This window comes from Rhodococcus sp. BP-349, assembly GCF_019835845.1.
Classification (GTDB): Bacteria; Actinomycetota; Actinomycetes; order Mycobacteriales; family Mycobacteriaceae; genus Rhodococcoides.
Window position 1 is genome coordinate 982995 of sequence record NZ_JABUDR010000001.1, and the last position, 24560, is coordinate 1007554.

Sequence of the window (24560 nt, forward strand, 5' to 3'; positions counted from 1 at the left end):
TCACCCTGCCAGGTGCACGGATCGTGCGCTGCCGTACAGCGCAAGCGAGATCAGCAGCGTGACACTGACGACCGTGATGAGGGACAGTCGCACGGCGCGTCCGGTGGCGGTGCCGACGCCCGCGGGACCCCCGGAAGCGGTGTAGCCGTAGTAGGTGTGGATCACCATGACCGCGACGGCCATGACGATGACCTGGACGAACGACCACAGAACGTCCGTCGGGACGAGGAACGTGGAGAAGTAGTGGTCGTAAACCCCGCCGGACTGGCCCAGCACCACGACTGTCGCGACCCGGCTCGCGAGGAAGGACGTGATCAGTGACAACGCGTAGAGCGGCACCACGGCGACGATGCCCGCGACGATGCGTGTGCCGACGAGGTACGTGAGCGACTTGATCGCCATGACCTCGAGCGCGTCGATCTCCTCACTGATCCGCATGGCGCCGAGGGCGGCGGTGGTCCCGGCACCGATGGTCGCGGCCAGTCCGACTCCCGCGGTGACCGGTGCGACCACCCGGACGTTGACGTAGGCGGCGAGGAACCCGGTCAACGCGTCGACCCCGATGCTCCCGAGCGAGTCGAAACCCTGCACCGCGACGGTGGCTCCGGCGAACAACGTGAGGAAGCCGAGGATGACGATGCTGCCACCGATCGCGGCGAGAACCCCGGTGCCGAGGGAGATCTCGGCGATGACGCGCATCGTCTCCCCGCGGTACGACCGGACGGCTCGGCCGGTGGACGCAAGTGCGCGCGTGAAAAAGATCGCGCGTTCGCCGAGTACATCGACCGCTTCGGAGGCAGCGTTCGTCCGGCGTCGCATCGCGGCGGCGACGTCACTCACCTCGAGGACCATCAGCGGCCGCTCACGGCGAGGCCCACGGAGGTGAGGACGAGGTTGGCCAGAAACAGGGCGACGAAGGAGAACACGACGGTCTCGTTGACCGCCTCTCCGACGCTCTTCGGCCCACCCCACACGGACAGTCCGCGGTAGCAGGCGACCAGCGCGGCGAGGAGGCCGAACAGTGCGGCCTTCACCTCGGAGAGCAGCAGTTCCGGAAGTCCCACCAGCAGAGTGACTCCGGCGGCGTAGGCACCCGGTGTGACGTCCTGGAGGTAGACGGAGAAGAAGAACCCACCCACCAGTCCGATGGTGCACACGGCGCCGTTGAGAAGGGCCGCGACGAGAGTGCAGGCAAGGACGCGAGGCAGGACGAGGCGGTGCACCGGATCGATGCCCAATACCTCCATCGCATCGACCTCCTCACGGATGGTGCGCGATCCGAGGTCCGCGGCGATGGCGGTGGCGGCAGCGCCGGCCACGACGAGCACGGTGACCAGCGGCCCGATCTGGGTGACGGCGCCCAGGCCTGCGCCCGCTCCGCTCAGATCGGAGGCACCGATCTCGATGAGCAACGAGTTCAGAGTGAAGACGACCAGCACCGTGAAGGGGATCGACATCAGGATCGTCGGCAGTAGGGACACCCGGGCGATGAACCAGCTCTGATCGACGAACTCCCGCCACTGGAACGGCCGCTTCGCGAGTGCTCGGGCGGTGTCGAGTGCCAGGGAGTAGAACTCCCCGAGAGACGACACCGTGCCGCGTGCCGCGGACGTGACTGCTCTCGAGGTGGAGACGCTCACCGGCCTACCCGACCGGGTCGTGTCCGTTCGTGGTCCATGCGACCTGCCCTTCCGGCGATCCTCGGCACAGCGGCTGTGACTCAGGACACCATACCGCACTGTATGGTGTGTTCGAATGGTTTCGACGATCCGGCCTCGGGAGACATGAATGTCGTTGCGCAGCAGACTCACGTCCGTCGTACTCATCGCGATAGGAGTCCAGGCGTGTGTCGCGGCTCCGTCCACGGCCGGCCCGGCGGATCCGTGCGTCGACACTGTTCTCCTGCTGCACGATCTGGGTTCCTCCGCGGCGGAGTGGGACGGGTGGACCGACGATCTGACGACTCGGGGGTGGTGTCCGGTCGCGCTGACCTACGGCGAATCGGCCCTCACGGAGGCGCTCCGGCCGGTCGCCACCGTCGCCGGTCTGGCTGCCCTCGAGGACTCCGCATCGCAGATACGGTCGGCGATCGACGGAATCCTCTCCCGCACGGGGGAGTCGCGCATTCGCGTCGTGGCACGCGGCGCGGGAGCGCTGGCCGTGCAGTACGCACTGGCCCACCCCGTGGACGACGGACCTGCCCCGGTGTCCACACTGATCACGATCGGGCCTCTCTGGCACGGGACGAACCTCGCCGGAGCGGGCACGATCGCGGCGTTCAACCGCGGTATCGGAATCTACGACGAGCTGGCCCGTCTGGAGAAGCCCCTGGTGAATCCGTGGTGCGGGGCGTGCGGCCAGATCGTCGCGGGGTCGTCGTTTCTCACGACTCCGCCCGTCGACGTACCGGTCGCTGGGGTGCGGTACGTCGACCTCGTCACGGCGACCGACGGACTCGTGACCGATCCGCTCACGAGTGCGATGCCGGGCGGCGAGGCGATCGTCGTGCAGTCCGTCGATCCCACGAGCACGGTCGACCACACCCGGCTCTCGGGCGACGAGCAGGTGCGGCGACTCGCGCTGGACGCACTCGGTCAGACCTGAGTCGACGAGGTGATCGTACGATCGACGGATCAGTCGAGCCCGACGACACGAAGGAGAGCGATGGCACCCGAGGCCGCGTCCGGCGATGCCCGCACCCGGAGTGGCGCCCCCGCGCGTCGACGGCGTGGCAGTGAGAAGAAGTCGGCGCCCGCGCCACGGGCTCCGCGGCTCACCGTCGACGACTGGATCGACGCCGCCTTCGCACTGCTGGTGAGCGAGGGCGTGTCGGAAGTGAAGATCACGACGCTGTGCGAGCGGCTGAAGGTGACCAAGGGCAGCTTCTACTGGCACTTCGCCGACATCGACGAGCTGATGACCGCCATCGCCGACAAGTGGTGCGATGAGCAGAACGACACGCTTCGCGGACTGGCTCAGGTGGACACCGTACCCGTGGACGCGAGACTGCAGGTGATGGCGGAACTGCTTCTGCAGGAACGAACCTGGGCTGTCGAGGCGGCGGTGCGGGACTGGGCTCGGACCTACGACAAGATTGCCGTGGTCGTCCGGGAGCTCGATCAACGCATCTTCGACGTGGTCCAGAACTCTATGCGCGAACTGGGGTTCGACGAGGCCGAGGCACGGTTGCGAGCAGGCTTTCTCGTGTACGCGGGAATCGGTTTCGTGCATGCCCGCGACAACCTTCCCACGCCCACCCCGGACGAGGTGCGGGCGATGTTCGCCCTGCTGACCGCGCGGTAGCTGCCCGTCGCTCCACCGAAACGGGCCTGACACACCATACGGTGCGGTATGGTCGGCCCCGGCGCACTCGCGTCGCGGGCATAGGGGTGCGAAGTGGCAGAGGAGTTCTCGGTCGGTCGTGACGGCGTGATGGCGCGTCGGCGTTTCCTGCGCAATCTGGGTCTGACGATGGCAGTGGGTGTGACGGGGGGTGTTGCCACCCGCGCTCAGGCTCAGCCGACCATCTCGAGTCCGCTGCTGTTCCACTCGCCGGCACTGACGCCGTACATCGACGAGGTGGCTCCGCTACCCACTGTGCGCGGGGCCGACCACGTTGTCCGAACCGTGTCCACGATGCATCGATATCACTCGGGAGTGTCTGCGGCACCCGCGATGGCGTACGAGGTGGACGGGGTGGCGACCACGGTGCTCGGCCCCACCCTCGAAGCGGTGTCCGGTCAACGGATGTCGCTCACCCTCACCAACGACCTCGGCCCGCATCCGTTCGCACGCGATCTCGACACGAGTCTCCACGGAGTCTCGCCTCTCTTCCGGACCAGTCCGCCGACGGTGCTGCATCTGCACGGAGGGCTGACCCCGCCGGACAGCGACGGGCACGCCGAGCAACTCGTGCACTACGGTCGCACCCTGCGCTACGAGTTCCCGTTCCGCCAGGAGGCGGCGCACTTCTGGTACCACGACCACGCCATGGGAATCACCCGCGCGAACGTGTACGGCGGGCTCGCCGGAAACGTCCTGCTCCGCGATCGCTTCGACACCGGCGAAGCGGGCAATCCGCTGGGTCTGCCCGCAGGTGAGTTCGAGATGCCGCTCGTACTGCAGGAGAAGATCCTGAACCCGGACGGGAGAGCGAGCCTTCGGTCGACGCCGGTGGTACCCGAGGGTTCCTGGGAGGGTGGGGCCGTCGGTGATCTCGGAGTGGTGAACGGTGCTGTGTGGCCGCGTATTCCGGTCGCTCGCGGGTTGTATCGCTTTCGCTTGATCAACGCCGGCTCGTACAGCGTCTGGAATCTGTACCTGGACCACGAGATCCCGTTTCTGGTCATCGGTAACGACGGCGGACTGCTCGACGCGCCGGTGGAGACGCGGCACCTCCGGGTCGCGCCGGGCGAGCGCTACGACGTGCTCGTGGACTTCGGCGCGGTCGAACCCGGCACGGCAGTGCGACTTCTCAACGACGAGGCACCACCGTTCCAGGCTGCACAATTGGGCGCCGTCGCCATGACGCACTTCTGCCGCTTCGATGTGACGGCTGCTCGCGGCCACACGGGCGCGATTCCGAACCGTCTGCGCGACGGCGGATCTCGACCGGACCCCCTACCGTCGATCGCGACTCCCGACCGCCATCGCGTCGTCACCGTCAGTCAGCCCTACGCACTGCGGCTTCCGCCGGCCTACATGGCTCTCAACAATCTCCGCTACACCGACGGTGACATCGAGTCGCCCCGCGCCGGGACCACCGAGCGGTGGGACATCGTGAACATCACCGCGGATCCGCATCCGATCCATCTTCACCTGGTGCACTTCCGCATTCTCGAGCGCGTCCCGCTGCGCACCGTGGAGCTTCAACTCGCTCATCCGCAACCCGCCGTCGGCACGAAGTGGACGCCGTCGCCGGAACCCTTCCTCGCCGGTCCGGGTCTCCCTCCCGCGCCGTGGGAGAGCGGGTGGAAAGACACGGTGCGGGTCGATCCCGGCACCGTGACTCGCATCGTCGTGCGATTCCCCACCGCCGAGGAACTCGACTTCGATCCCGACGCCGTGTTCCCCCGGCCGCCCGAACCGGGTGCACTGGCGTCCTACGACCATGCAGCTCACAGTGCACCGGCCGGGGATCTGCAGGGCTACATGTGGCACTGCCACATACTCGACCACGAGGATCACGAGATGATGTTGCGATACCGTGTGATCGGCTGAGGGAGAGGACGTCTCCGGGGATGAGCAGTACGTCATGCTCGGCAGCCGAGAGATGTACGCGAGCGTCGGCGGTGTCGAGGACCTGATCGGAGGACCGCAGACCCCGTCCAAGGTCACGGTCTCCTTCGACCTCGGAAGCCGCGCGGCGGTCGACGGTCTCGTCGAGCGCGCTGCCGCTGCGGGTGGCCGTGTCGGCGACACCGACGACTACCCCTTCATGTATCAACGCCAGTTCGACGACCTCGACGGCTACCACTACTCGCCGTTCTGGATGAAGCCGGACACCGACGACGCGACGTGAGTGACCTGGCCACTGCTCTCGAGGTAGTCGGTGCGCGCTGGGCTCTACTCATCGTGGAACGCCTTCTCGACGGTCCGCAGCGATACGGTGACCTGCAGCGTGAACTCGGGGTTCCGACGAATATGCTCGCCACCCGTCTGCGCGAGCTCGAGGCGGCAGGCGTCCTGACCCGTCTCCCGCTGCGGCACAACACCCGGGCCTACGCGCTCACCGGTCGTGGAGCCGCTCTGCGCAACGCGATCGAGGCGCTGGGACGTTGGGGCGGCGACGCCGACTGAGGATGCACCGATACGGCGGCGGCGCCGAACGGAGGTCAAAGATTGCCGGTCGGCGCGGTCGCACTGACAGACTCGACGAACTCGGTGGCGATCTCGCGCACCTTGCGATTGAGATGTTGGGAGCGGGTCGACAGCACAGTGAAGGCCGCATCCTCGTCAATGCCACGCAGTGCCATCAGGATGCCCTTGGCCTGTTCGATGGGAGCCCTGTGCACCAGCGCGTCCCGTAGTCCGGCGATGGTTCCGTGTAGTTCGCGGCGACGTCGAGCCCTCTCGAGAGCATCCGCTGTCACTCCCGTGAGCAGGTCGACGATGCGGTGATCGAGATCGTCGAAACCCTGTGGTGCACGGGCGAACAGGGTCAGCGATCCGACCGGCCGATCGTCGCAGACGATCGGCGCACACAGCATGGTGTTGATGCCGACACGGCGAGCGGCGGGTCCGAGATGCGGCCATCGATCGTCGTCGACCGTGCAATCGACGACGATGGTGGCGGCCGTGCGAGCCGCGTGCAGACAGGGACCGTCGTCGGCGGAGTACTGCTGGTCGTTGATCGGCGCGATCTCCGTGCTCGAGGCGGCGGCGGTGAAGGTGACATCGCCGATCGACAGCGTGATGCCGCAGTGGTCGGCGGCATCGACGAGGGTGCAGGCGACGTCGGTCAGTCGATCGAGCAGCTCGGCGACGTGGTCGTCGTCGGCGAGTGCGGAAACTGCCCGGACGGCCAGAGCGAGCCGCAGCTCGGGCGGTGTGGGGTCCGACGTGGTCACGGCGCTCTTTCCATCACTGTCTCAGGTCGCGCCGGCCGGTGACGGGCCTCGCGAACACGGGAAGTCGGTGCCGACCGCCGTCGGTTTCGACAGTCGAGCACCGAACTCCGGGTGCAGCGGGGCACCTGCGGAGGATTGTGCCCAGTGGGGGACCACCCTGAAACACCGCTCGGAGATCACGGTGGAGTCGAGAGAGAAAATCTCCCCTCACGGAAGGTTGAGTGGCACCGGACAGGGTATGGACACGCACAGACAGCGGCGTCCAGAGTGTGGCGGCTTCCTACTACCTACCGATGCAACGGCAGATCGGCCCGTGCGGGGCCACCCTGCGTGGTCGTTCGTACGTGTGTCCGACGAGTTCCACGTGGTTCGCAAGATTGACGTGACGCTGATCGACGACCTGGACGGGATGTCCGCGGACGACACCGTCGTGTTCGGTTACCGGGGAATGTGGTTCGAGATCGACCTGTCGGCCGAGAACGCAGCGCAGATCCACGGCCTGCTCACGGAGTGGAGCAACCGAGGACGTCGGTCGGAGGATATCTCGACGGTGCGGCGTCGGACGGCAGCGGACCGCGCGGAGACCGCGGCGATTCGCACGTAGGCGCGTGGACATGGTGTCGCCATCGCCGACCGCGGGCGCATCGCCGATTCTGTCGTGGCGGCGTATCGGACGCGAGCACGTCCGCCGTCTCGTGAGGATGCGACCTGCCCCCGTCGTCGCGGACGGGAAAGCTGAACGAGGCGTACGCGAGTCGATCTGCGAACGCCTGGTGGAGGGATGGACCATGAACGACCCCGGTGACGCGACCGCGTCCGACGGGCCTCGACTCGGCCCGGGGGAGAGGTTGTCGGATTTCGTCGACGTGTGTGTCGGGGTCGCCGGCGCGGACAGTGGCGCGGTGGTCGTGTCGTCTCCGCGTCACCCCGATACGCGACGCGTGCTGCACACCACCGACCCGTCGGCGGAGAGGATCGCCGACCTGCTGTACCTGCACGGCGCGGATGTCGATCTCGTGTCGAGTGACCGTGCGGTGGGCCGGACGATCATCGTGGGCGACCGCGACGACGGGGCGCGGTGGCCGTTGTTGATCGACGACCTGGTGGCATTGGATGTCGGGTGGGTGAGGGTGCTCTCGCTGGGCGCAGTGGACGCCCCCCTCGGGTGCGTACAACTGCACCGGCGCTCGGTGCGGAGCGGGCCGCTGCCGGCAGGAACGGACGTCTTGATCGGACACCTGGTGCGGGTCATCGGGCCCGTGGTCGCCGGCGACGCCGCGCTGGCGACCGTGGACGGGGACGAGGCCACCGATCTCACGAGCGTGGCCATCGGCATCCTGGTCGCGCGGCATGCCGTGGCGGTCGATGTCGCGTCGGCGATGTTGCGGGCCGGAGCGGTCACCCGGGCGCATTCGTCGGTGGAGGAGGCGCAGCGCATCATCGCCACCCTCCACGGCCGCGAGGGGCCGTGACACGCGCAGCGCGGCGGCGGCATCATCCTTCCCGAGTGGTCACCCGGCTGTCTCCGCAGCGACGAGCCCGAGCACCAGAGCGGCCGCCAGACCGCCTGCGTACGCGCGGTTCCACAGGTCGCCCGTGTCCGAACCGGCTGCCAGCAGGCCCGGAATCGGCTCGCCGTTCGGTGTCAGAACACGGGCGTCGCCGTCGACTCTGACGCCGTGAAACGGGAAGGTGACGGCCGGGACGGCTTCGATGACGTAGTACGGGGGTTCGCTCAGTGCGCTCCCATCCAGTGCCCGTCCCGGTGTCGGTCCCTCCGCGGACGTGGTGGACTCGTTGAACTCGGCGATCGCGGCCGCGATGGCGGCTCCGTCGTACCCCCAGTCCTCCGGTAGGTACTCGAGCTCCTCGAGCGTGTCCGCTCGTCCGACCCGACCGCCGCGCTTGCTCGCGAGTGCGAACTTGTCGACGGCCACCGCGCCCTCGACGTACGACGCCAGGACCCAGTCCCGGTGCACACGAGCGTCTGCCACGAGAAGCCCGCGTGCCTCGCGCCGGTCGAGCAGAGCCATCGTCGTGAGGTGATCACCGAGTGTCTCGTCGACGAACCGCGTCCCGTCGAGATCGAACAGGAGCGCGTGTTCGCTGTAGTAGAGCGACATGTCGACGAAGTCGGACGGGTCCGTCAGGGTCACCCCGCTGGGAATCAGGTGCCCGTAGAAGCCGGCGTTCGTCGTACCGGAGTCAGCGCCCACACTGTCGGCGAGAGTCAGCCCGACACCTGCGCTGTGGGGATTCGACCGCAGCTGCATGCGCCCTGCGTTCGGATGAACGTGCTTCTCGAGCAGCGCCGCGGACCCTTGGAACCCGCCCGTGGCGAGCACGGTGTACGTCGCCCGCACGTCCTGTGGTTCCGCGGTGCTGGTCCGGATCACCGCACCGGTGACGACGCCGTTCTCGAACGACAGGCTCTCGGTGCGCGTGTTCAGCAGGACCGATCCGCCGGACTCGAGGACGATCCGCCGGCACAGATCGACGTACTGGTTGGTGTCGAACTTGTGTCCTCGCCCGAAGGACAGGATTCGCTGAGCATCGCCCACCTCCACGCCGGTGTCACGTATCCACTGCACGCCGTCCTGGAACCGGTCCACCAGCAGTCGTCTCAGGGCAGGGTCGCCGTGCGGGTTCTGTGCGTCCATGACGGTGTGATCCGGTGCCGTCCAGACGTATCCGGCATAGCGCGCGGATCCGCCGACATCCGCACCGACCTCCACCACGACGACGGATCGGCCTGCGGACGCGGCGCGGGCCCCGGCGGTCAGACCGGCCATCCCTCCGCCGATCACCAGTACGTCGCACTCGATGTCGTTCATTGCTGTCGGCCTCTCATCAGATGTGGTGTCTGTGGGTCACCGTGAGAACGCGCGCAGCCCGGCTGCGGCGAATTCGGCTGTGGCGTGGGCGGCTGCCGCGGCGGTGCCGTCCGTGTCGTCGGAGGCGGCGGCGCGGTATGCGATGCCTTCGGCGATGACGGCGATCTTGAAGTCGGCGAGGGCGCGGTAGAAGTTCCAGTGGGCGAGGTCGCGCCCGGAGGCGACGGCGTAGTGCTGGGCGAGGTCGTCGGCGTCGGGATAGCGAGGGGAGGTCCAGGCGGCGTCGACGCCGAGGACGGTGTCGAACATGGGTTGCCGGTAGGCGCACATGAGGGCGATGTCGGTGAGGGGGTCACCGAGGGTGGACATCTCCCAGTCGACAAGTGCGGCAACAGTTCCGGGTTCGCCGTGGGTGAGGATGGTGTTGTCGACGCGGTAGTCGCCGTGCACGATGGCGGCGGCGCAGTGGGCGGGGACGGCGTCGGTGAGGGCCTGGTGGAGTCGGTCGATGTCGTTCAGGTCGCGGGTCTTGACGCGGTGCCATTGCCGTCCCCAGGTGGCGACCTGTCGGGCGGTGAATCCGTCGGGCCGACCGAAGTCGGCGAGTCCGACCTCGTGGTGGTCGACGGCGTGCAGCGCGGCGAGGACACGGACGAGTTCGCTGGTGTTGGCGGCGATGTCGTCGTCGGTGAGGGCGTCGAGGTCGGTGCGGGTGCGCACGACCTGTCCGTGGACGAACTCGACGACGGTCATGGGCGCGCCGAGGGTGGCGCCGTCGGCGTCGAAGGCGACGGCGGTGGCGACGGGGAAGTCGGTGCCGGCGAGGGCGCGGGTGACGGTCCACTCGCGGGCCATGTCGTGGGCGGAGGGGGTCAGTCCGCTGACCGGGGGGCGCCGCACGATCCACGAGGTGGTGTCGTCGTGGGCGCGGTAGGTGAGGTTGGACCGGCCTCCGGCGATGCGGTCGACGCGCAGGTGCCCGGTGATGTCGATGCCGTTGTCGCGCAGGAACGTCTCGAGTGCGGCGATGTTCATGCCGGGGAGGGTGGTGGTCACGGCTGTTCCTTCGCGGCGCGGCGGGCGGCGCCGACGGCGCGTTTGGCGATGGCCCACCGGTGCACTTCGGAGGGGCCGTCGTAGACGCGGAAGGGGCGGACCTCGCGGGAGAGTCGGGCGAGGGGAAGGTCGTCGGAGACACCGAGTCCGCCGCACATCTGCACGCCGCGGTCGACGATGCGGAAGATGGCTTCGGCGGCGAAGGTCTTGGCGATGGAGGTCTCGTTGCTCGCGGGGTCGCCGAGGTCGAGTGCGTGGCAGGCGGTGACGAGCAGGGCGCGGGTGGCGGCGATGTCGATCTCGTTGTCGGCGATCATCTTCTGCACCATGCCGAGGTCGCCGAGGCGGCTACCGAACCCTTCGCGGTGGGCGACGTGGGCGACGGCGACGTCGTGTCCGCGTCGGGCGGCGCCGAGCCAGCGCATGACGTGGGTCATGCGGGCGGGTCCGAGGCGTACCTGGGCGTAGGTGAATCCTTCGTCGACGGCGCCGAGGACGTTGTCCTCGGGCACGACGACGCGGTCGAAGGTGACTTCGCAGTGCCCGCCGATCATGGCGCGGTCGAGGGTGCTGATGTGGCGGCCGATGGTGATGCCGGCGGTGTCGGCGGGGACGAGGAACATCGTGGCGCCGCCGCGGTCGCCGGGGGTGCCGGAGGTGCGGGCCATGACGATGAAGAATCCGGCGCCGTCGGCGCCGGTGATGAACCATTTGTGGCCGTCGATGCGCCAGCCGCCGTCGGTGCGGGTGGCGGTGGTGGTGAGGGCGGAGGGGTCCGAGCCGGCGCCGGGGGCCGGTTCGGTCATCGCGAATGCGGACCGCACGTCGCCGCGGGCGAGGGGGGCGAGGAACTGTTCCTTCTGGGCGGGGGAGGCGACGTGGGCGAGCAGGTGGACGTTGCCTTCGTCGGGGGCGCCGATGTTCGTCGCGATCGGTCCGAAGAGGGAGTAGCCGGCTTCTTCGAACACCGGTGCCCGGTCGCTCATGGACAGTCCGCCGCCGCCGTACTCGCGGGGCGCGTGGGGGGCGAAGACTGCTGCGTCCTTCGCCGCGGCCTGCAGTTCCTGGCGGAGGTCGTCGCCGCCCGCGGCGGTCACGTCACCGAGGAACTTGTCCTCGATGGGCAGGACGTGCTCGCGGGTGAACGTGCGGGTGCGCTCGATCCACTCGCGGACGACGGGGTCGTAGGTCAGATCGATCGCCATGGTGGTTCCCTTCGGTCGACGGCCAGGCTAACATGAACTGACTTCAATTAGAGAGGCTGGTGAACGATGTTGTGTGATGACCGTACGGCTGTGCGTGATCCGCAGCCGGTGTCGCTCAGGGTGCTCGACGAGTTCGCTTCCTGTGGCCGCGGGCCCCTGCCGACCACCACCGCTGTGGCCGGCGCACTGCACGTCAGCGAACCGCACCTGCGCCGCCTGCTCGCCGGTGAGTCGACCACCCTGGGTGCTCTGCGGGCTCGACACGACGCCGCCCGTGCGGTGGAGGCACTTCGGCGTGGAGAGGCCCTGGACATCGTGTCGGCCCGGTTGGGCTACTCGGAACCGCGGGCATTCCGCCGCGCCTTCCGGCGGTGGACCGGTGTCACGCCCAGCGCGGTCGATGCGGTATGACGGGGGTGACCTCGACTCGTCATGTCGTGTTGCGCTGTCGGCCGAACGGCGCGCTGACGAGCGGCGATCTCGAGGTGGTGGAGGCTACGGTGCCCGAGCTTCGTTCCGGGGACGTGCTGGTCCGGAACACGTGGCTCTCGATCGATCCGTCGATCCGCATCCGGCTGTCGAGCCAGACGCCGCGAGGCTATCTGCCACCCTTTGCGCCGGGGCAGCCATTGGAAGGCCTTGCCCTCGGCGTCGTCGAGCGATCGGAGAGTTCCGCTTTCGCCGTCGGCGACATCGTCGCTCATACACTGGGTTTCCGTGAGCACGCCCTCATCTCGGCCGACACCGCGACGATCGGTGGTTACGGGTCGCCCACCGTCGTCCGTCCGGGCGGTCTGCCCGAGCAGTGGTTCCTCGGCCCCCTGGGCAGTTCCGGTCTCACCGCGTACGCGGGAGTGATCGGCATCCTCGACGTGGGGCCCGCGGACACGGTGTGGGTGTCGTCCGCTGCCGGTGCGGTCGGTGGGCTCGCGGCGGGACTCGCGGTGGCACGAGGGGCCACCGTCATCGGCTCGGCAGGGTCCGCGGCCAAGGTGGCCCATCTGCGAGCGTCCGGCCTGGCGGACGCCTTCGATCATCACGATTCGCTGCCGGTGGCATTGGCCGCCGCGGCGCCCGACGGCATCGACGCGTACTTCGACTGTGTGGGAGGTGATCATCTGACTGCTGCGATCGACGCACTCCGGCCGAACGGACGTATCGCGATGTGCGGCCAGATGTCCCAGTACGACGCGGCCGACGCGCCGAGTCTTCCCGGCAACCTGTTCCAGTTCGTGTCGAAGAATCTGTCGATGCGGGGGTATCGGGCCGGATCGTTCCTGCACCTCGAAGCCGACATGCGCGCGGAGATCACCTCCCTCATCGACGCGGGCCGTCTCGGGTACGACGAATGGGTGTTCGACGGGCTCGATTCGGCCCCGGCCGCACTGGTCTCGATGCTGGCAGGGGAGAACATCGGCAAGACGCTCGTTCGGCTGGGATGATCCCGCAGCGGTCACGATCAACGGTTTCGGTTCGACGCGGCGAGGTGACCGCTCCTCCTGTTCCCCGTGGTAGGGCACCAGCGGTCTAGAGTTCCGCGCCGGCCCGATAACCCTCTGCGATCGCATGACCGATGCGCCGTGGCGTGACGCAATCTCCGATGACACTGACGGTGGAACTCGAGTCGAGTCCGAACGACGACAGCGCCACTCGCGGCTGGTGCCACACGATGGCGGCGTCCTCGTAGGGCAGGTCGCCCGTCCCGAAGACCGGTCGCAAGGTCACCGGATCTGCCGGGTCGTCGGGGACGTGAAGGCCGTGCGCGATCTTGAAGTCGACCCCTGCGTCACCCAGTCGATCGAGCAGCGGTCCTGCACTCTCGGTGGGGATTCGGGACGCGAGAGCCGTGAGCGTCGTGGCCACGGTGACCTCCCATCCACGCTGCACGAGTGCTTCGGCCGCGCTGTACGCCGGCCAGAAGCCGTCACCGTCGTCGAACACCACCACCCTGCCGGCATCGGCCGAGACACGGCCGAGCAGAACATCGTCGACGCTGTAGGCGGTCCGCGTCCGGAGCGACGGGGTCACGTCCGCGGGACGCGATCCAGTCGCCACCACGATGTGGTCCGACGCGGAGCGAATCTCGTCCAGGTCGTCCTCGCCGATCCCGGCCGACAGGTGAACCTCGACCTTCAGCCGACGCATCTCCCGTTCCAGATAGTCGACGATGTCGATGAGTGTGGCGCGATGGGGCGCCGAGGCAGCCACCCGCACGGATCCGCCGAGGGCACCGCTCTTCTCGAACACGGTGACGCGGTGGCCCCTCCCGGCGGCCACGCGGGCGGCTTCCAGACCGGCGGGGCCGCCGCCGATCACGATGACATCCTTCGTCGCGCGGGCTCGTCGACCGACGTCGACGTGTCGACCGCGCCCGATCTCGGCATTGACCGCGCAGTGCAGATGCGGATCGAAGGCCCTGCAGTCCTGGTTGACGCCGAGACAGCCGCGTATCTCGTCGAGGCGACCGGTTCGGGACTTGTTCGGCAGTTCGGGGTCCGCTATCAGCGCCCGTGCCATGCCGACCATGTCCACCTGTCCGGTCTTGATGGCGTGGTCCGCAACGCCCGCATCGCGAATCCGCTGTCCGACGAGAGTCGGTGTCCCGGTCGCCGCTCGGACCCTCGCAGCCGACGGGATCGCGACCGCGTCCGCGCCGGTGGAATCCTTGACGTACTTCCCGCGGGTGCCGTGAGTGATGCTGAAGTAGTCGACGCCGACCGTGGTCACGTTCTCGGCGATGCGAACGCAGTCGTCGATCGTCATTCCGCCGGGGATCTCCTCCTCCCCACTCAGCCTCACTCCCAGCGCGAGCCCCGCGGGCATCTCCGACCGCATCGCCTCGATCACCATCCGGGTGAAGCGCATTCGGCCGTCGAACGAGCCGCCGAAATCGTCCGTCCGTCGGTTCGTGAGCGGGGACATGAACTGAGCGGGGAGATACCCGTGCGCAGCGTGGAGCTCCACCCCGTCGACACCTGCTCGCACCAGGTTTCGGGTCGACGTACGCCATCCCTCGACGATGTCCTCGATCTCCGCGACCGACAGCTCGTGGGGTGGGTAGGCGTCGCGCGCGGTCTTGATCGCGGAGGGCGCCGAGGGCGGCGCATCCGATTCGCCGCCGATGAACTCACGTCCGAGATGACAGAGTTGGCCGATGAATCGTGCGCCGTGGCGATGCGCCGCAGATACTTTGGCCGCTGTGCTCGGAACGACGTCGACCCGGTAGGCCTCGATCAGCTTGCGCGATCGCAGCGTCGTCGTCGGGTGCACGACCGTGGCACCTCCGATGATCAAGCCCACTCCACCCGCGGCCAGACGCTCGACGTGCTCGGTGTCCTTGTGGGTGGGCACACCGTCGACCGCCATCGACGTGCCCGCCGGGAGCGCGACCAGTCTGTTCTTCAGCGTGAGTCCGCCGATCCGGATCGGTGAGAAGAGGTGGGGAAAGTGGTCGTTCATGCGGACTCGGTTCTGTCGGCGGGTGTTCTGGGGCGGACGAGGATTCGAACACGCGGTTCCTCCGCCAGGTCGGGGGCGAGGTCCGTTCGGACGAGCCGTTCCGGGACGGTGAGACGGACGGTCTCCTGGGCGGAGTACTCGGCCCAGTTCCGGAAGGTGCAGAATTCGACGTACGTCGAGGCGGAGTCGCTCACCCTGGTCAGCGCCCATCGCGATGCGCCGAGGCGCAGGCGCGACGACCTCAGACGAGCCATGGCGTGGACGAAGTGGTCCGCCCGCTGCGGACGGACCACGTACGTCGTCTCGACGACGATCGTCGCTCCACGATGACCCGGTTCGAGTTCCGGCGGTCCGTCGGCACCGGACGGGTCGGGCGCGATGGAGTCGCTGGGCAGAATGCCTCGGCGCAGCAATCCGATCGACGACACCGACATCGCGACGGCGGAGAGTGCGACAGCGGAGACGAGCCCCATCGTGTCGGCGAGGAGCCCCCAGAGAAGGGCACCGATCGCTTGGCTGCCCTGGAACGTCAGCATCACGAAGGCAATGACTCGGGCCTTGATCCACGGTGGCATGACCGCGTGCGTCGCGATCATCCACGTGCTCTGCACGCCCACCCAGGCCGCGCCGACCATCACCAGTAGAGCGAACACGACCGGCATCCACGGCACGAAGGCGAGACCGAGCAGAACCAGTGCGTACGCGGCAGAACCCAGGGCCGCGAACACGTTCCAGCTCAGGCGTCGTCGCAGCGGCATCGAGGCGACGGTGCCCGCCACCGCGCCGACACCGATCGCCCCGGACAACACTCCGAACTCGAACGTCGTCACGTGAAGCATCTCGTACGCCACGAGCGGCAGCAGAGCCCACAGGCAGCTCGCCGGCAGGCCGAACATCACGACACGGAACAACAGTCTCCGCGTCCATCGCGAATGACGGATGAACCGCAGGCTCGTCGCCACCGATTCGAGAACCGACTCGGTCCTGGGAACTCGCCCGGACCGAGCCGGAATCTGACCGGCCGCCACGACGACGCAGATCGCGAACACGACCGTGACGAGAGCGAAGGTCGAGGTGGCGCCCCATGCGGACAGGAGCGCCCCGCCGAGTACCGGACCTATGGCGCGCGCACCGTTGAAGATGGCGCCGTCGATCGCGGGCACGACGGTCATCATCTCGCGGGACGCCAGCGTCGGCAGCAGCGATTGCCAGACGATCGCCACCGACGCCAGACCGCACCCCGACAGGAACACGGCTGTCATGAGAACCGGCGTCGTCGCGAGTTCGAGGACCTGGAGCGCCGTCAGTATTGCGGACGTGATCAGCAGACCGATCGCCGTTCCTGTCAACAGGTTCCGGTGACCGGCGTGCTCCGCGATCGCGCCGAGGGGGAGGGAGAGCAGAAAGAAGGGCAGACTGGCAGCGAACTGGACAGCCGACACTGCGAACGCGGATTCTCCCGATTGCGTCAAGGTCCACTGAACCGCCAGAACCAGGATCCAGATCCCGATCGCAGCGCCGAGTTCGAAACCCAGCATCATGCGTAATCGGTGCACCCGCAACGGCGTCAGGAGTGTGACGGTCTGTGGTCGTGTCATGGCCCGTGCCCCTTCGCCGCCGGCCGGCGTCACCGGATGAAGCCCGACGTCACCGGATGAAACGCTGTTCCCACTCCGCCTGGTACTCGGTCACCGCTGCGGGGTCGAGGTCCGCGGGGTCGGTCAGTGCGATGTCCTGTGCGCGGCCCACTGCCTCCGGGATGTTCGGCAGCACACTGGCGTACCCCTTCGACAACGCCTGCTGGCCCTCGGGGGAGATGAGGAAGTCGGCGAGTAGTTGCGCTGCATTCGGGTGCGGTGCGGATGCGAGAACATGCGAGTAGTACGGGGCGCCCCATGCCGGGTCCGGCCTGAACCACCCGACGGGTGCGCCGGCCTCCTGTTCCCGGACGAGGGGCTGGACCATCGGCGTGGCGATGATCTCTCCGGACCCGAGGCCCTGCGCGACGGCCAGAACGCCGGGATAGACACGTGGCTCGTTCTTCGCGAGTTCGTCGGTGTAGTCGGGTGACCAGTTCCGGTCGAAGAACCGGAACTGATCGGTCACGGCGGCGAAGCCCGCCGGATTCACGACGCCGACACGTCCACGCAGTTCGGGAGCCAGGAGATCCTCCGGACTGTCGAGACCGTCCGGTAATGCCGTGGTGTTCCAGCCGAGCCCCAGAACGGCGGCGCTGGTGAGGAAGAGCTTGTTCTCCAGCACGCTGGTGTCTCGATCGTAGTCGGGGTTGTCGAACGAGGGGCCGACGACGTTCACCGAGTACTCGCCCGAGTCGGCGGCCGCGCGGATCCACGCGGGGTCGGTGGTCATGTGGACGTCGCCGATCCCGCGCCCGGACTTGTGCTCCGCGTCCACGCGGGGGTTCAGCTCGACGTCGGAACCTCGCGTGAACTCCACCGTGATGCCCGGATACGTCGCTTCGAATCCGGCTTTCACCGAGGCGAGGTTCTCGGGGTGCTGCGACGAGTACAGGTAGACGGATCCTTCGTCCTTCGCTGCGGCGACCACGTCGTCCCACGTGCCCGACACCGGTCCGGACGCTGTCGCCCCACCGCTGCAGGCCGCCGACAACCCGATTGCAGCTGCCGATGTCAGCGCCGCGAGCGTACGACACCACGTGGTCATGAGGGCCTCCTGTCAGTTCTGGTCGACGGCATCAGTCGAACGCGAGTTCCGGTGTCCGGCAGATGAGCAACCGGCGTATCGAGCCGGCCGCGTCGACCGACGCGGTCGCGTTGAAGGACGCCTCGAAGTCGCCGTCTCGCGTGGTCCGCCCCAGTACGAGCTCCACGTCGCCCACCCGGGATCCGACGTCGATGTGATGGACGAGAGTGCTCTTCTCACGCTGGGCGAGGTAGAGGACGAGTCCCTCTCTGTCGCCGACGAATTCGGCGGACGCCCCCTCGCCACGGGAGAACTGCACTGACATCCGGAAGTCGTCCGTGATCATGGTCAGCACCCGGTCGGGATCTTCGGAGTCCATGTACGAGAACCACGTTCGCAGGACTGCTGTCGCATCGGTCGTCATCGTCGTGCTCCTGTCGGGTCGGTCGAGGGCGCGTCGGAACCGGTCCACGGCACCAGCGCGTGGTCGGGATCGAACGACACCTGGTAGCGGTCGATCAGTCCGTTCTCGTCGAGGTGCATCGCCGCGACGAAGTATCCCGTCACGACATCGCCGTGCTCGGTGACGGCTCCCTGGGCGAACTGGACATCGCCGTCCTGTGCGCGTCGCAGCAGTCGATGCTGCCGGCCGACAGGGGGACGTCCGGTGAGGTAGTCGAGCATCGCGGCGCGACCGGTGCCGGCTCGGGCTCCCGTCGGGACGATCATCACGAAGGAGACGTTCTCCGCCAGCATGTCGGTCGCCTGCTCGAGCTCACCGCTGTCGAGGGTGGCGTAGTAGGACTCGATTCGAAGCATGAACCGAACTTAGTTCAAGAAAAGTCCGCACGTCTCCCCTTTCGTCGATACTCTCAAAACAGAACTGAACTCGACTCAGGAGTGTTATGTCTGCAGCGATCGACGACGTCACCTACTCACCCTGGCCGGAGGCGGAGCCCGCGGGCCTGATTCCCGGGCCGGAGCAGACCGATCTCCGGTCCGCGATGCGCGCAGTACTCGCGCGGCACGGTGGCCGAGACGAGGGGGACCCGACGGCACTGTGGCGGACACTCGTGGACGACATGGCCGTGACCATGCTGTCCGTTCCCGAGGATCGTGGCGGCCTCGGGTACGGGATGACGGACATGGCCGTGGTCCTGGAGGAGTGCGGCCGAGCGCTCGTGTCGGAACCGGTGCTGTTCGCGGCCGGTGTCGGCGTGCACGCGTTGCTCCGAGCTCCGGCCGGAACCGTGGACGAGATGCTGTCCGGCGCTCTCGCCGGTGAACTCCGCGTCGCGGTGCACCTGCCAGTGTCGCAGGCGGGACGAGCTGCCGCGCAGGTGATCACGGCCGACCACACGGCGGACGGATGGCGTCTGAGCGGTGTCGCGACCGACATCGTTCACGGTGCGTCGGCCGATGTCGTCGTGGTCGGGGCGCACACGGCGGACGGCGCCCGAGTGTTCGCCGTACCCCTCTCCGACGCGGTGCGCGCCGTCCCGCGGACGGTCGTCGACCCGACGCGGCCGCGCGCCGACGTGCATCTCGACTCGGCAGTGGCGTCCGTGCTCACCGAGGTGGCAGACACGGCCTCCGCTCTCGACGACCTGACGGCGCGAGCGACGATCGGGCTGGCGAGCGAGCACACGGGAATCGCCGATCGCATGCTGGAGATGACCGTCGAGTACGTCACCACCAGGCAGCAGTTCGGTCGGCCCGTCGGCTCCTTCCAGGCCGTGAAGCACCGACTCGCAGACCTGCTCCTCTCTCTCGAACGAGCGCGATCGGCATCCCGCTTCGCTGCTGCGCTGTACGACAGCTCCCCGGACCGCGCCGTGCTCGCGGTCGCGATCGCGGGCGCCGTGTGCACGGAGGTCGCGTCCGAGTCGGTCGCCGAGGCGGTACAGCTGCACGGTGGCGTCGGTTTCACGTGGGAGCACCAGGCGCACAGGTACTTTCGTCGAGCGACCGGTGACGAGGCACTGCTCGGCGATGGGGTGTTCCACCGCCGCCGCATCGCCGACCTCATCGGACTGAACTCGATTCGATTCGAGGCTTGACGTGCTCGACCCCATGCCGTAAAACTGAAGTGAATCCAGTTCAAATCGTGACGCAGCCCAAGGAGATCCCATGATCGACACCGACCACATCCTGCTTGAGAAGGACGGCGACGTCGCTCGCGTCTGGCTCAACCGCCCGCACAAGAAGAACGCGGTGACTCCGGAGCTGCTGTACCGACTCGACGAGATCATCGCCGAGGTCGACGCCGACCCGAACCTCAAGGTTTTGGTCCTGCGCGGTGTGAACAACACCTTCTGCTCGGGGTTCGACCTGGACATCCTGCTGTCCGATTACGTCGGCAGCACCAACGCCATGGACGTGGCCGTGCTCTCGGCCAAGGTCTGCGATCGCCTGTACTCCATGAACACTCCGTCGGTCGCGGTCCTCGAGGGGTACGTCACCGCCGGTGGATTCGAGCTCATGATCTCCTGCGACTTCGCCATCGCGGACGATGACGCCAAGATCGGCGACTTCCACATCCGCCGTGCACTGTTCGGCGGCGCCGGCCCCATCTACCGCCTCCCGCGCATGATCGGCATCCGCAAGACCAAGGAACTGATGCTGACCGGCAAGCTGCTCTCCGGTGTCGAGGCTGCGGACTTCGATCTCATCAACGCGTCCGCGCCGGCCGCCGAGCTGGACAAGACCGTCGAGGAGTTCATCGCGCAGCTCACCGACAAGAGCCCGTTCATGATGAAGCTGACCAAGATGACGATCGACCGCGGCCTGGACGCGGACATCCAGTCCCTCATGGTCATGGAGCACCTCGCCGTGGGCAACGCCCTGCAGTCCGAGGACGGGCGAGAAGGCGTCACCGCGTTCCTCGAGAAGCGTGAGCCGAAGTGGGTCGGTCGCTGATCCACAGCGAGACACGAACGAGGAACGACGGTCGGCGGGGAGCGGGAGGATCACGATGACGAACGGTCTCGGGACACAGCGGGTGGTGTTACAGGGCAGTAGATGCACTGTGTGCGGCACGGTCGCGTACCCGGCGTCGACCCTCTGCTCCCGGTGCGTCACGCCCACGGCAGAACCCGTCGACCTGAGTACGTCGGGCACCGTGTGGGCCCACACGGTGCAGCGCTTCCCGCCAAAGTCGCCGCCGTACATGCCACCCGCGGGCGGGTTCACCCCGTTCGCGGTCGGCTGGGTCGAGTTGAGCGAGGGCATCCGCATCGAGGCGATTCTCGACACCGAGAACGTCGACGATCTGCACGGAGCGCTCGTCCACCTCACGGCCGTCGTCCCGGTTCCCCGGTTCGAGGTCGTCGCGGCCGACCCGTCGTCTGCACCGAGCACACTGGGAGACACAGTATGAGCGAGTCCGTGGTCATCGTCGGAGTGGGATTGTCGAAGTTCGGTCGCCAGCCCGGTGTCAGCGGCCGCGCGATGGCCGTCTCGGCCATCACCGCCGCGCTCGCCGACGCGGGCATCGCCTGGCCGGACGTCGATGTGGCGTTCGGCGGCAGCGACTCCGCGGGCCTCGCCGACACGCTCGTCAGCGAGCTCGGTTTCACCGGCCTGCCGTTCACCAACGTGCGGAACGGCTGCGCCACGGGCGGCAGCGCCCTGTTCTCGGCGGTCAACGCCGTACGGGCGGGATCGGCGTCGATCGGTCTCGCAGTGGGCTTCGACAAGCACCCACGCGGTGCGTTCGACCCCACGCCGGCGGAGTGGGGTCTGTCCGAGGGGTACGGCGAGGCGGGTCTCATGGTGACCACCCAGTTCTTCGGCGCGAAGATCTCCCGGTACATGCGTCAGCACGGCATCACCCCGGACACGCTCGCGCGCGTGGCCGAGAAGTCCTACCGCAACGGCGCGCTCAATCCCAATGCGTGGCGCCGCGAACCCATGTCGGCCGAGGCGATCGCGTCCGCCGACATGGTGAACGATCCCCTCACGCGCTACATGTTCTGTTCTCCCGGCGAAGGCGGAGCGGCCGTGATCGTGGCCTCACCCGAGGTGGCCGAGCGGCTGACGGGCCGACCGATCCGGTTGCGCGCCATCACCCATCGGACGCGGCGATTCGGCTCGTTCGAGGTCTTCAGTCCGTCCGTCCAGGGCGTCGGCGAGCCGACCAGCGTCAGCGCGGATGCTGCGGCAGCCGCGTTCGAGCAGGCCGGGATCTCCCCGTCGGATGTCGACGTGGCTCAGCTGCAGGACACCGAGAGTGGGGCCGAGCTCATGCACATGGCCGAGTGCGGCTTCTGCGAGCACGGCGAGCAGGAGCAGTGGATCGCCGAGGGGGCCACCGAGATCGGCGGGCGTCTGCCCGTCAACACCGACGGTGGGTGCATCGCGAACGGTGAACCGATCGGGGCTTCCGGTCTGCGCCAGGTGCACGAGGTGGTCACTCAGTTGCGTGGGGAGGCCGGCGATCGTCAGGTGCCGGGCGGGCCGTCCATCGGCTTCACCCATGTCTACGGGGCACCGGGCATCAGCGCCTGCACCGTTCTGTCCGTCTGAACCAGTCCGATCCGACCAGCGAGGTCAGTCCATGAGTACCAGCACCGTGTCGTCCGACGTCCGAGCCTTCACCGCCGAGGCGACGGCGTGGCTCAGCAGCGTGGCCGCACCGCGGACCAGCACGACGTGGGGCGAGGGCTCCGACTCGGTGGCCGTCTTCGAGAACTGGACGCCCGAGGAGGAACGACGACACACCGACGTCATCCGCGACTACGAACGGCGGAAGTTCGATGCCGGGTGGGGTCCGCTCGACTGGCCGGCGGAATACGGTGGACGAGATCTTCCGCTCTCCCACGTACTCGCCTTCCGCCGCGCGGAGGACCGGTTCGATGTCCCGCGTCGCACCGAGATGTTCTCCGTGACACAGCAACTGGTGGCGCCCACGATCGAGAAATGGGGCACGCCGGAGCAGCGCGCCACGTACGTGCGAGCGATGCTGCGCACCGACCTCATGGCCTGCCAGCTCTTCTCGGAGACCGAGGCCGGTTCCGACCTCGCGGCCGTCCGCACCCGCGCGGTCCGTGACGGCGACGGGTGGGTGCTGAACGGCCACAAGGTCTGGACGTCGGGAGCCACGGTCTCGGACATCGGGGTGGCGGTGTGCCGCACCGATTCCTCGGTCCCGAAGCACAAGGGCCTCACCGTCTTCCTGGTCCCGATGGACGCGGAGGGCGTCTCCGTCCGCCCCATCCGGCAGATGACGGGTGGCAGCTCGTTCAACGAGGTGTACCTCGAGAACGTGCGGCTGACCGATGCGCACCGTCTCGGCCCGGAGGGGCAGGGGTGGCAGGTCGCTCTCACCGTGCTGGCGGCCGAACGACTCGACGGTGGCAACCTCGGACTGGCGAACGCCGACCGGGCCGTGGAACTGGCGCGCAACCTGGGTCGGCCCCTCACCGAGATCGAGCTGGACCAGGTTGCTGATCTCGTCGTGCACAGCCACGTTCAGCGCGTCACCGCCATGCGCGTCGCCGGCGTCGTCGTCTCCGGACGCGATCCCGGCCCCGAGGCGTCCGTCGGCAAACTGCTCGCGACCACCACGATGTCCCGGACATCGGCGGCGGTCCGCCGGATGCTGGGCTCCGATCTGGTGTCCGACACCGGTGAATGGGGCACGTTCGCCTGGACGGAACACGTCCTGGGCGCACCCGGATACCGCATCGCCGGCGGCACCGACGAGATCCAACACAACATCATCGCCGAGCGCGTTCTCGGCCTTCCCCGAGAGCCGAGGCCGTGACCACCGACGACACGACACACTCCGCACTGCAGCAGCGCGTCGCCGAGAAGCTCGAGGCCGGCGGCCTCGGATCGCTGCGCAGCTTCGATCCACTCCTCGGAGGGCACTCCGGTCTGACCTACCGCGTGCGGACCGACGACGCCGAGTTGGTGGTCAAGGCCGTGCCCGCAGGGCAGCGCCCCGTCGGGCGCCACGACATGCTGCGGCAGGCCACCATCATGCGGGAACTCGCGGGTACGTCGGTGCCGGTGCCCACGATCGTGATGGTCGACGACACCGAGCCCTCCTGGTACGCCATGACATTCGTCCGCGGTGAGTCGCTCGAGCCTGTTCTGGACGACCCGGCGGTCGACCCGGAGCTGGCGGCCGCGCGCATGCGTCGTGCGGCAGCGGTCCTGCCCGAGTTGCACGCGGTCGATCACCGGGCGGTACCCGACGCCGGTCCCACACTCACACCGGGTGACGAACTCGCCCGGTGGGCTCGCACGCTCGGCGCCGTTCCACCGGAACTGGTGGAGGGCGGAGACAGACTGCTGAGCCTCCTCGGTGCCCGAGTCCCGGATGCGGTCTCGTCGACGCTGGTGCACGGTGACTATCGCCTGGGCAATCTGATCGCGGACGGTACCGAGCCGGTCGCGCTCATCGACTGGGAGATCTGGAGTGTGGGCGACCCCCGAGTCGAGCTGGGGTGGTTCCTCGTCTTCGCCGACGGTGACAACTTCCCGGGTGTCGGGCGGTCGGTCCCCGGCCTGCCGAGCGCCGACGAGCTGGTGGAGATCTACGCCGGCACGGGACGCGACCTGCCCGACCTGCCGTGGTTCGATGCCCTGGGACGACTCAAGATGGCCGCCATCATGGGCCACAATCTGCGTCGTCACCGGGAGGGTCGTCATCACGATCCGGATCAGGAGAAGCTGCCCGCCACCATCTCTCGGCTCATCGACACCGGCACCGCCCTGCTCGCCTGAGCCCCCCGTCCTCGCATTCACACGCTCGATCCGCCCTC

Annotated in this window: 26 protein-coding genes; 15 read left to right on the top strand and 11 right to left on the bottom strand. The window is 68.0% G+C overall.

Annotated elements, in window-relative coordinates; genetic code table 11:
- Both HQ325_RS04635 and HQ325_RS04640 read right to left on the bottom strand, forming a co-directional pair.
- Positions 1-852 (bottom strand): ABC transporter permease, encoded by an 852-nt coding sequence (locus HQ325_RS04635; RefSeq protein WP_222626917.1) that lies wholly within the window; start codon positions 850-852, stop codon positions 1-3.
- Positions 852-1592 carry an MlaE family ABC transporter permease gene (locus HQ325_RS04640; RefSeq protein ID WP_374107207.1) on the bottom strand — a complete coding sequence of 247 codons (741 nt, stop codon included), beginning with the start codon at positions 1590-1592 and terminating at the stop codon, positions 852-854. Before HQ325_RS04640 ends, HQ325_RS04635 begins: the two co-directional genes overlap by 1 nt.
- Before the next feature lie 202 nt (positions 1593-1794).
- Here HQ325_RS04640 and HQ325_RS04645 point away from each other — a divergent pair, with 202 nt between their 5' ends.
- The 5 genes from HQ325_RS04645 (at position 1795) to HQ325_RS04665 (ending at position 5799) form a co-directional block, all read left to right on the top strand.
- The gene (locus HQ325_RS04645) at positions 1795-2604 is read left to right on the top strand and encodes a triacylglycerol lipase (RefSeq protein WP_261777667.1); all 810 of its coding nucleotides are present in this window, start codon (positions 1795-1797) and stop codon (positions 2602-2604) included.
- A 60-nt stretch (positions 2605-2664) separates the two neighbouring features.
- Complete coding sequence (locus HQ325_RS04650; protein ID WP_027504457.1) at positions 2665-3303, top strand: TetR/AcrR family transcriptional regulator; 639 nt, start codon at positions 2665-2667, stop codon at positions 3301-3303.
- Between the two features lie 129 nt (positions 3304-3432).
- Positions 3433-5220 (top strand): multicopper oxidase domain-containing protein, encoded by a 1788-nt coding sequence (locus HQ325_RS04655; RefSeq protein WP_222628886.1) that lies wholly within the window; start codon positions 3433-3435, stop codon positions 5218-5220.
- 34 nt (positions 5221-5254) lie between these two features.
- Positions 5255-5521 (top strand): VOC family protein, encoded by a 267-nt coding sequence (locus HQ325_RS04660; RefSeq protein WP_261777669.1) that lies wholly within the window; start codon positions 5255-5257, stop codon positions 5519-5521.
- Complete coding sequence (locus HQ325_RS04665) at positions 5518-5799, top strand: helix-turn-helix domain-containing protein (protein WP_222626920.1); 282 nt, start codon at positions 5518-5520, stop codon at positions 5797-5799. The genes HQ325_RS04660 and HQ325_RS04665 overlap by 4 nt, the downstream gene beginning before the upstream one ends.
- Positions 5800-5834: 35 nt before the next feature.
- Here the strand turns inward: HQ325_RS04665 and HQ325_RS04670 are convergent, their stop codons facing one another.
- Positions 5835-6569 carry a GAF and ANTAR domain-containing protein gene (locus HQ325_RS04670; protein WP_222626921.1) on the bottom strand — a complete coding sequence of 245 codons (735 nt, stop codon included), beginning with the start codon at positions 6567-6569 and terminating at the stop codon, positions 5835-5837.
- A 364-nt stretch (positions 6570-6933) separates the two neighbouring features.
- Here HQ325_RS04670 and HQ325_RS04675 point away from each other — a divergent pair, with 364 nt between their 5' ends.
- Both HQ325_RS04675 and HQ325_RS04680 read left to right on the top strand, forming a co-directional pair.
- Positions 6934-7173 (top strand): histone-like nucleoid-structuring protein Lsr2, encoded by a 240-nt coding sequence (locus HQ325_RS04675; protein WP_222626922.1) that lies wholly within the window; start codon positions 6934-6936, stop codon positions 7171-7173.
- A 184-nt stretch (positions 7174-7357) separates the two neighbouring features.
- The gene (locus HQ325_RS04680; RefSeq protein ID WP_222626923.1) at positions 7358-8041 is read left to right on the top strand and encodes a hypothetical protein; all 684 of its coding nucleotides are present in this window, start codon (positions 7358-7360) and stop codon (positions 8039-8041) included.
- A 39-nt stretch (positions 8042-8080) separates the two neighbouring features.
- On the opposite strand, the gene HQ325_RS04685 is transcribed toward HQ325_RS04680, so the two are convergent.
- The 3 genes from HQ325_RS04685 to HQ325_RS04695 are packed head-to-tail and all read right to left on the bottom strand — an operon-like array spanning position 8081 to position 11664.
- The gene (locus tag HQ325_RS04685) at positions 8081-9403 is read right to left on the bottom strand and encodes an FAD-binding protein (RefSeq protein ID WP_222626924.1); all 1323 of its coding nucleotides are present in this window, start codon (positions 9401-9403) and stop codon (positions 8081-8083) included.
- 36 nt (positions 9404-9439) lie between these two features.
- The gene (locus HQ325_RS04690) at positions 9440-10438 is read right to left on the bottom strand and encodes a phosphotransferase family protein (RefSeq protein ID WP_222628888.1); all 999 of its coding nucleotides are present in this window, start codon (positions 10436-10438) and stop codon (positions 9440-9442) included.
- Between the two features lie 17 nt (positions 10439-10455).
- Entirely contained in the window at positions 10456-11664 is a 1209-nt protein-coding gene (locus HQ325_RS04695) for an acyl-CoA dehydrogenase family protein (RefSeq protein WP_222626925.1), read from the bottom strand.
- 90 nt (positions 11665-11754) lie between these two features.
- Here HQ325_RS04695 and HQ325_RS04700 point away from each other — a divergent pair, with 90 nt between their 5' ends.
- Together HQ325_RS04700 and HQ325_RS04705 are read left to right on the top strand one after the other, a co-directional pair.
- Positions 11755-12075 (top strand): helix-turn-helix domain-containing protein, encoded by a 321-nt coding sequence (locus HQ325_RS04700; protein WP_308014251.1) that lies wholly within the window; start codon positions 11755-11757, stop codon positions 12073-12075.
- The gene (locus tag HQ325_RS04705; protein WP_222626927.1) at positions 12072-13106 is read left to right on the top strand and encodes an NADP-dependent oxidoreductase; all 1035 of its coding nucleotides are present in this window, start codon (positions 12072-12074) and stop codon (positions 13104-13106) included. The genes HQ325_RS04700 and HQ325_RS04705 overlap by 4 nt, the downstream gene beginning before the upstream one ends.
- A gap of 85 nt (positions 13107-13191) precedes the next feature.
- Here HQ325_RS04705 and HQ325_RS04710 read toward each other — a convergent pair whose 3' ends face one another.
- The 5 genes from HQ325_RS04710 to HQ325_RS04730 are packed head-to-tail and all read right to left on the bottom strand — an operon-like array spanning position 13192 to position 18606.
- Positions 13192-15123, bottom strand: coding sequence for an FAD-dependent oxidoreductase (locus HQ325_RS04710; protein WP_222626928.1), 1932 nt, complete (start codon positions 15121-15123; stop codon positions 13192-13194).
- A complete protein-coding gene (locus tag HQ325_RS04715) occupies positions 15120-16721 on the bottom strand; it encodes an MFS transporter (RefSeq protein ID WP_222626929.1) in 1602 nt (533 codons plus the stop codon). The genes HQ325_RS04710 and HQ325_RS04715 overlap by 4 nt, the downstream gene beginning before the upstream one ends.
- Positions 16722-16770: 49 nt before the next feature.
- Positions 16771-17808 (bottom strand): ABC transporter substrate-binding protein, encoded by a 1038-nt coding sequence (locus HQ325_RS04720; RefSeq protein ID WP_222626930.1) that lies wholly within the window; start codon positions 17806-17808, stop codon positions 16771-16773.
- A 31-nt stretch (positions 17809-17839) separates the two neighbouring features.
- On the bottom strand, positions 17840-18211 hold the full coding sequence (locus tag HQ325_RS04725; RefSeq protein WP_027504437.1) for a hypothetical protein: 372 nt from the start codon (positions 18209-18211) through the stop codon (positions 17840-17842).
- Positions 18208-18606 carry a nuclear transport factor 2 family protein gene (locus HQ325_RS04730; protein WP_222626931.1) on the bottom strand — a complete coding sequence of 133 codons (399 nt, stop codon included), beginning with the start codon at positions 18604-18606 and terminating at the stop codon, positions 18208-18210. The genes HQ325_RS04725 and HQ325_RS04730 overlap by 4 nt, the downstream gene beginning before the upstream one ends.
- Positions 18607-18692: 86 nt before the next feature.
- On the opposite strand from HQ325_RS04730, the gene HQ325_RS04735 reads away from it, so the two are divergent.
- The 6 genes from HQ325_RS04735 to HQ325_RS04760 all read left to right on the top strand — a co-directional run bounded on the left by HQ325_RS04735 (position 18693) and on the right by HQ325_RS04760 (position 24522).
- A complete protein-coding gene (locus HQ325_RS04735; protein WP_222626932.1) occupies positions 18693-19847 on the top strand; it encodes an acyl-CoA dehydrogenase family protein in 1155 nt (384 codons plus the stop codon).
- Positions 19848-19917: 70 nt separating this feature from the next.
- Positions 19918-20706, top strand: a complete 789-nt coding sequence (locus tag HQ325_RS04740) for an enoyl-CoA hydratase/isomerase family protein (protein ID WP_027504435.1) — start codon at positions 19918-19920, stop codon at positions 20704-20706.
- A gap of 55 nt (positions 20707-20761) precedes the next feature.
- On the top strand, positions 20762-21166 hold the full coding sequence (locus tag HQ325_RS04745; protein WP_222626933.1) for a Zn-ribbon domain-containing OB-fold protein: 405 nt from the start codon (positions 20762-20764) through the stop codon (positions 21164-21166).
- Positions 21163-22314 (top strand): thiolase family protein, encoded by a 1152-nt coding sequence (locus HQ325_RS04750; RefSeq protein ID WP_027504433.1) that lies wholly within the window; start codon positions 21163-21165, stop codon positions 22312-22314. Before HQ325_RS04745 ends, HQ325_RS04750 begins: the two co-directional genes overlap by 4 nt.
- A gap of 31 nt (positions 22315-22345) precedes the next feature.
- Positions 22346-23554, top strand: coding sequence for an acyl-CoA dehydrogenase family protein (locus HQ325_RS04755; RefSeq protein ID WP_222626934.1), 1209 nt, complete (start codon positions 22346-22348; stop codon positions 23552-23554).
- The gene (locus HQ325_RS04760) at positions 23551-24522 is read left to right on the top strand and encodes a phosphotransferase family protein (RefSeq protein ID WP_222626935.1); all 972 of its coding nucleotides are present in this window, start codon (positions 23551-23553) and stop codon (positions 24520-24522) included. The genes HQ325_RS04755 and HQ325_RS04760 overlap by 4 nt, the downstream gene beginning before the upstream one ends.
- Positions 24523-24560: the final 38 nt, after the last annotated feature.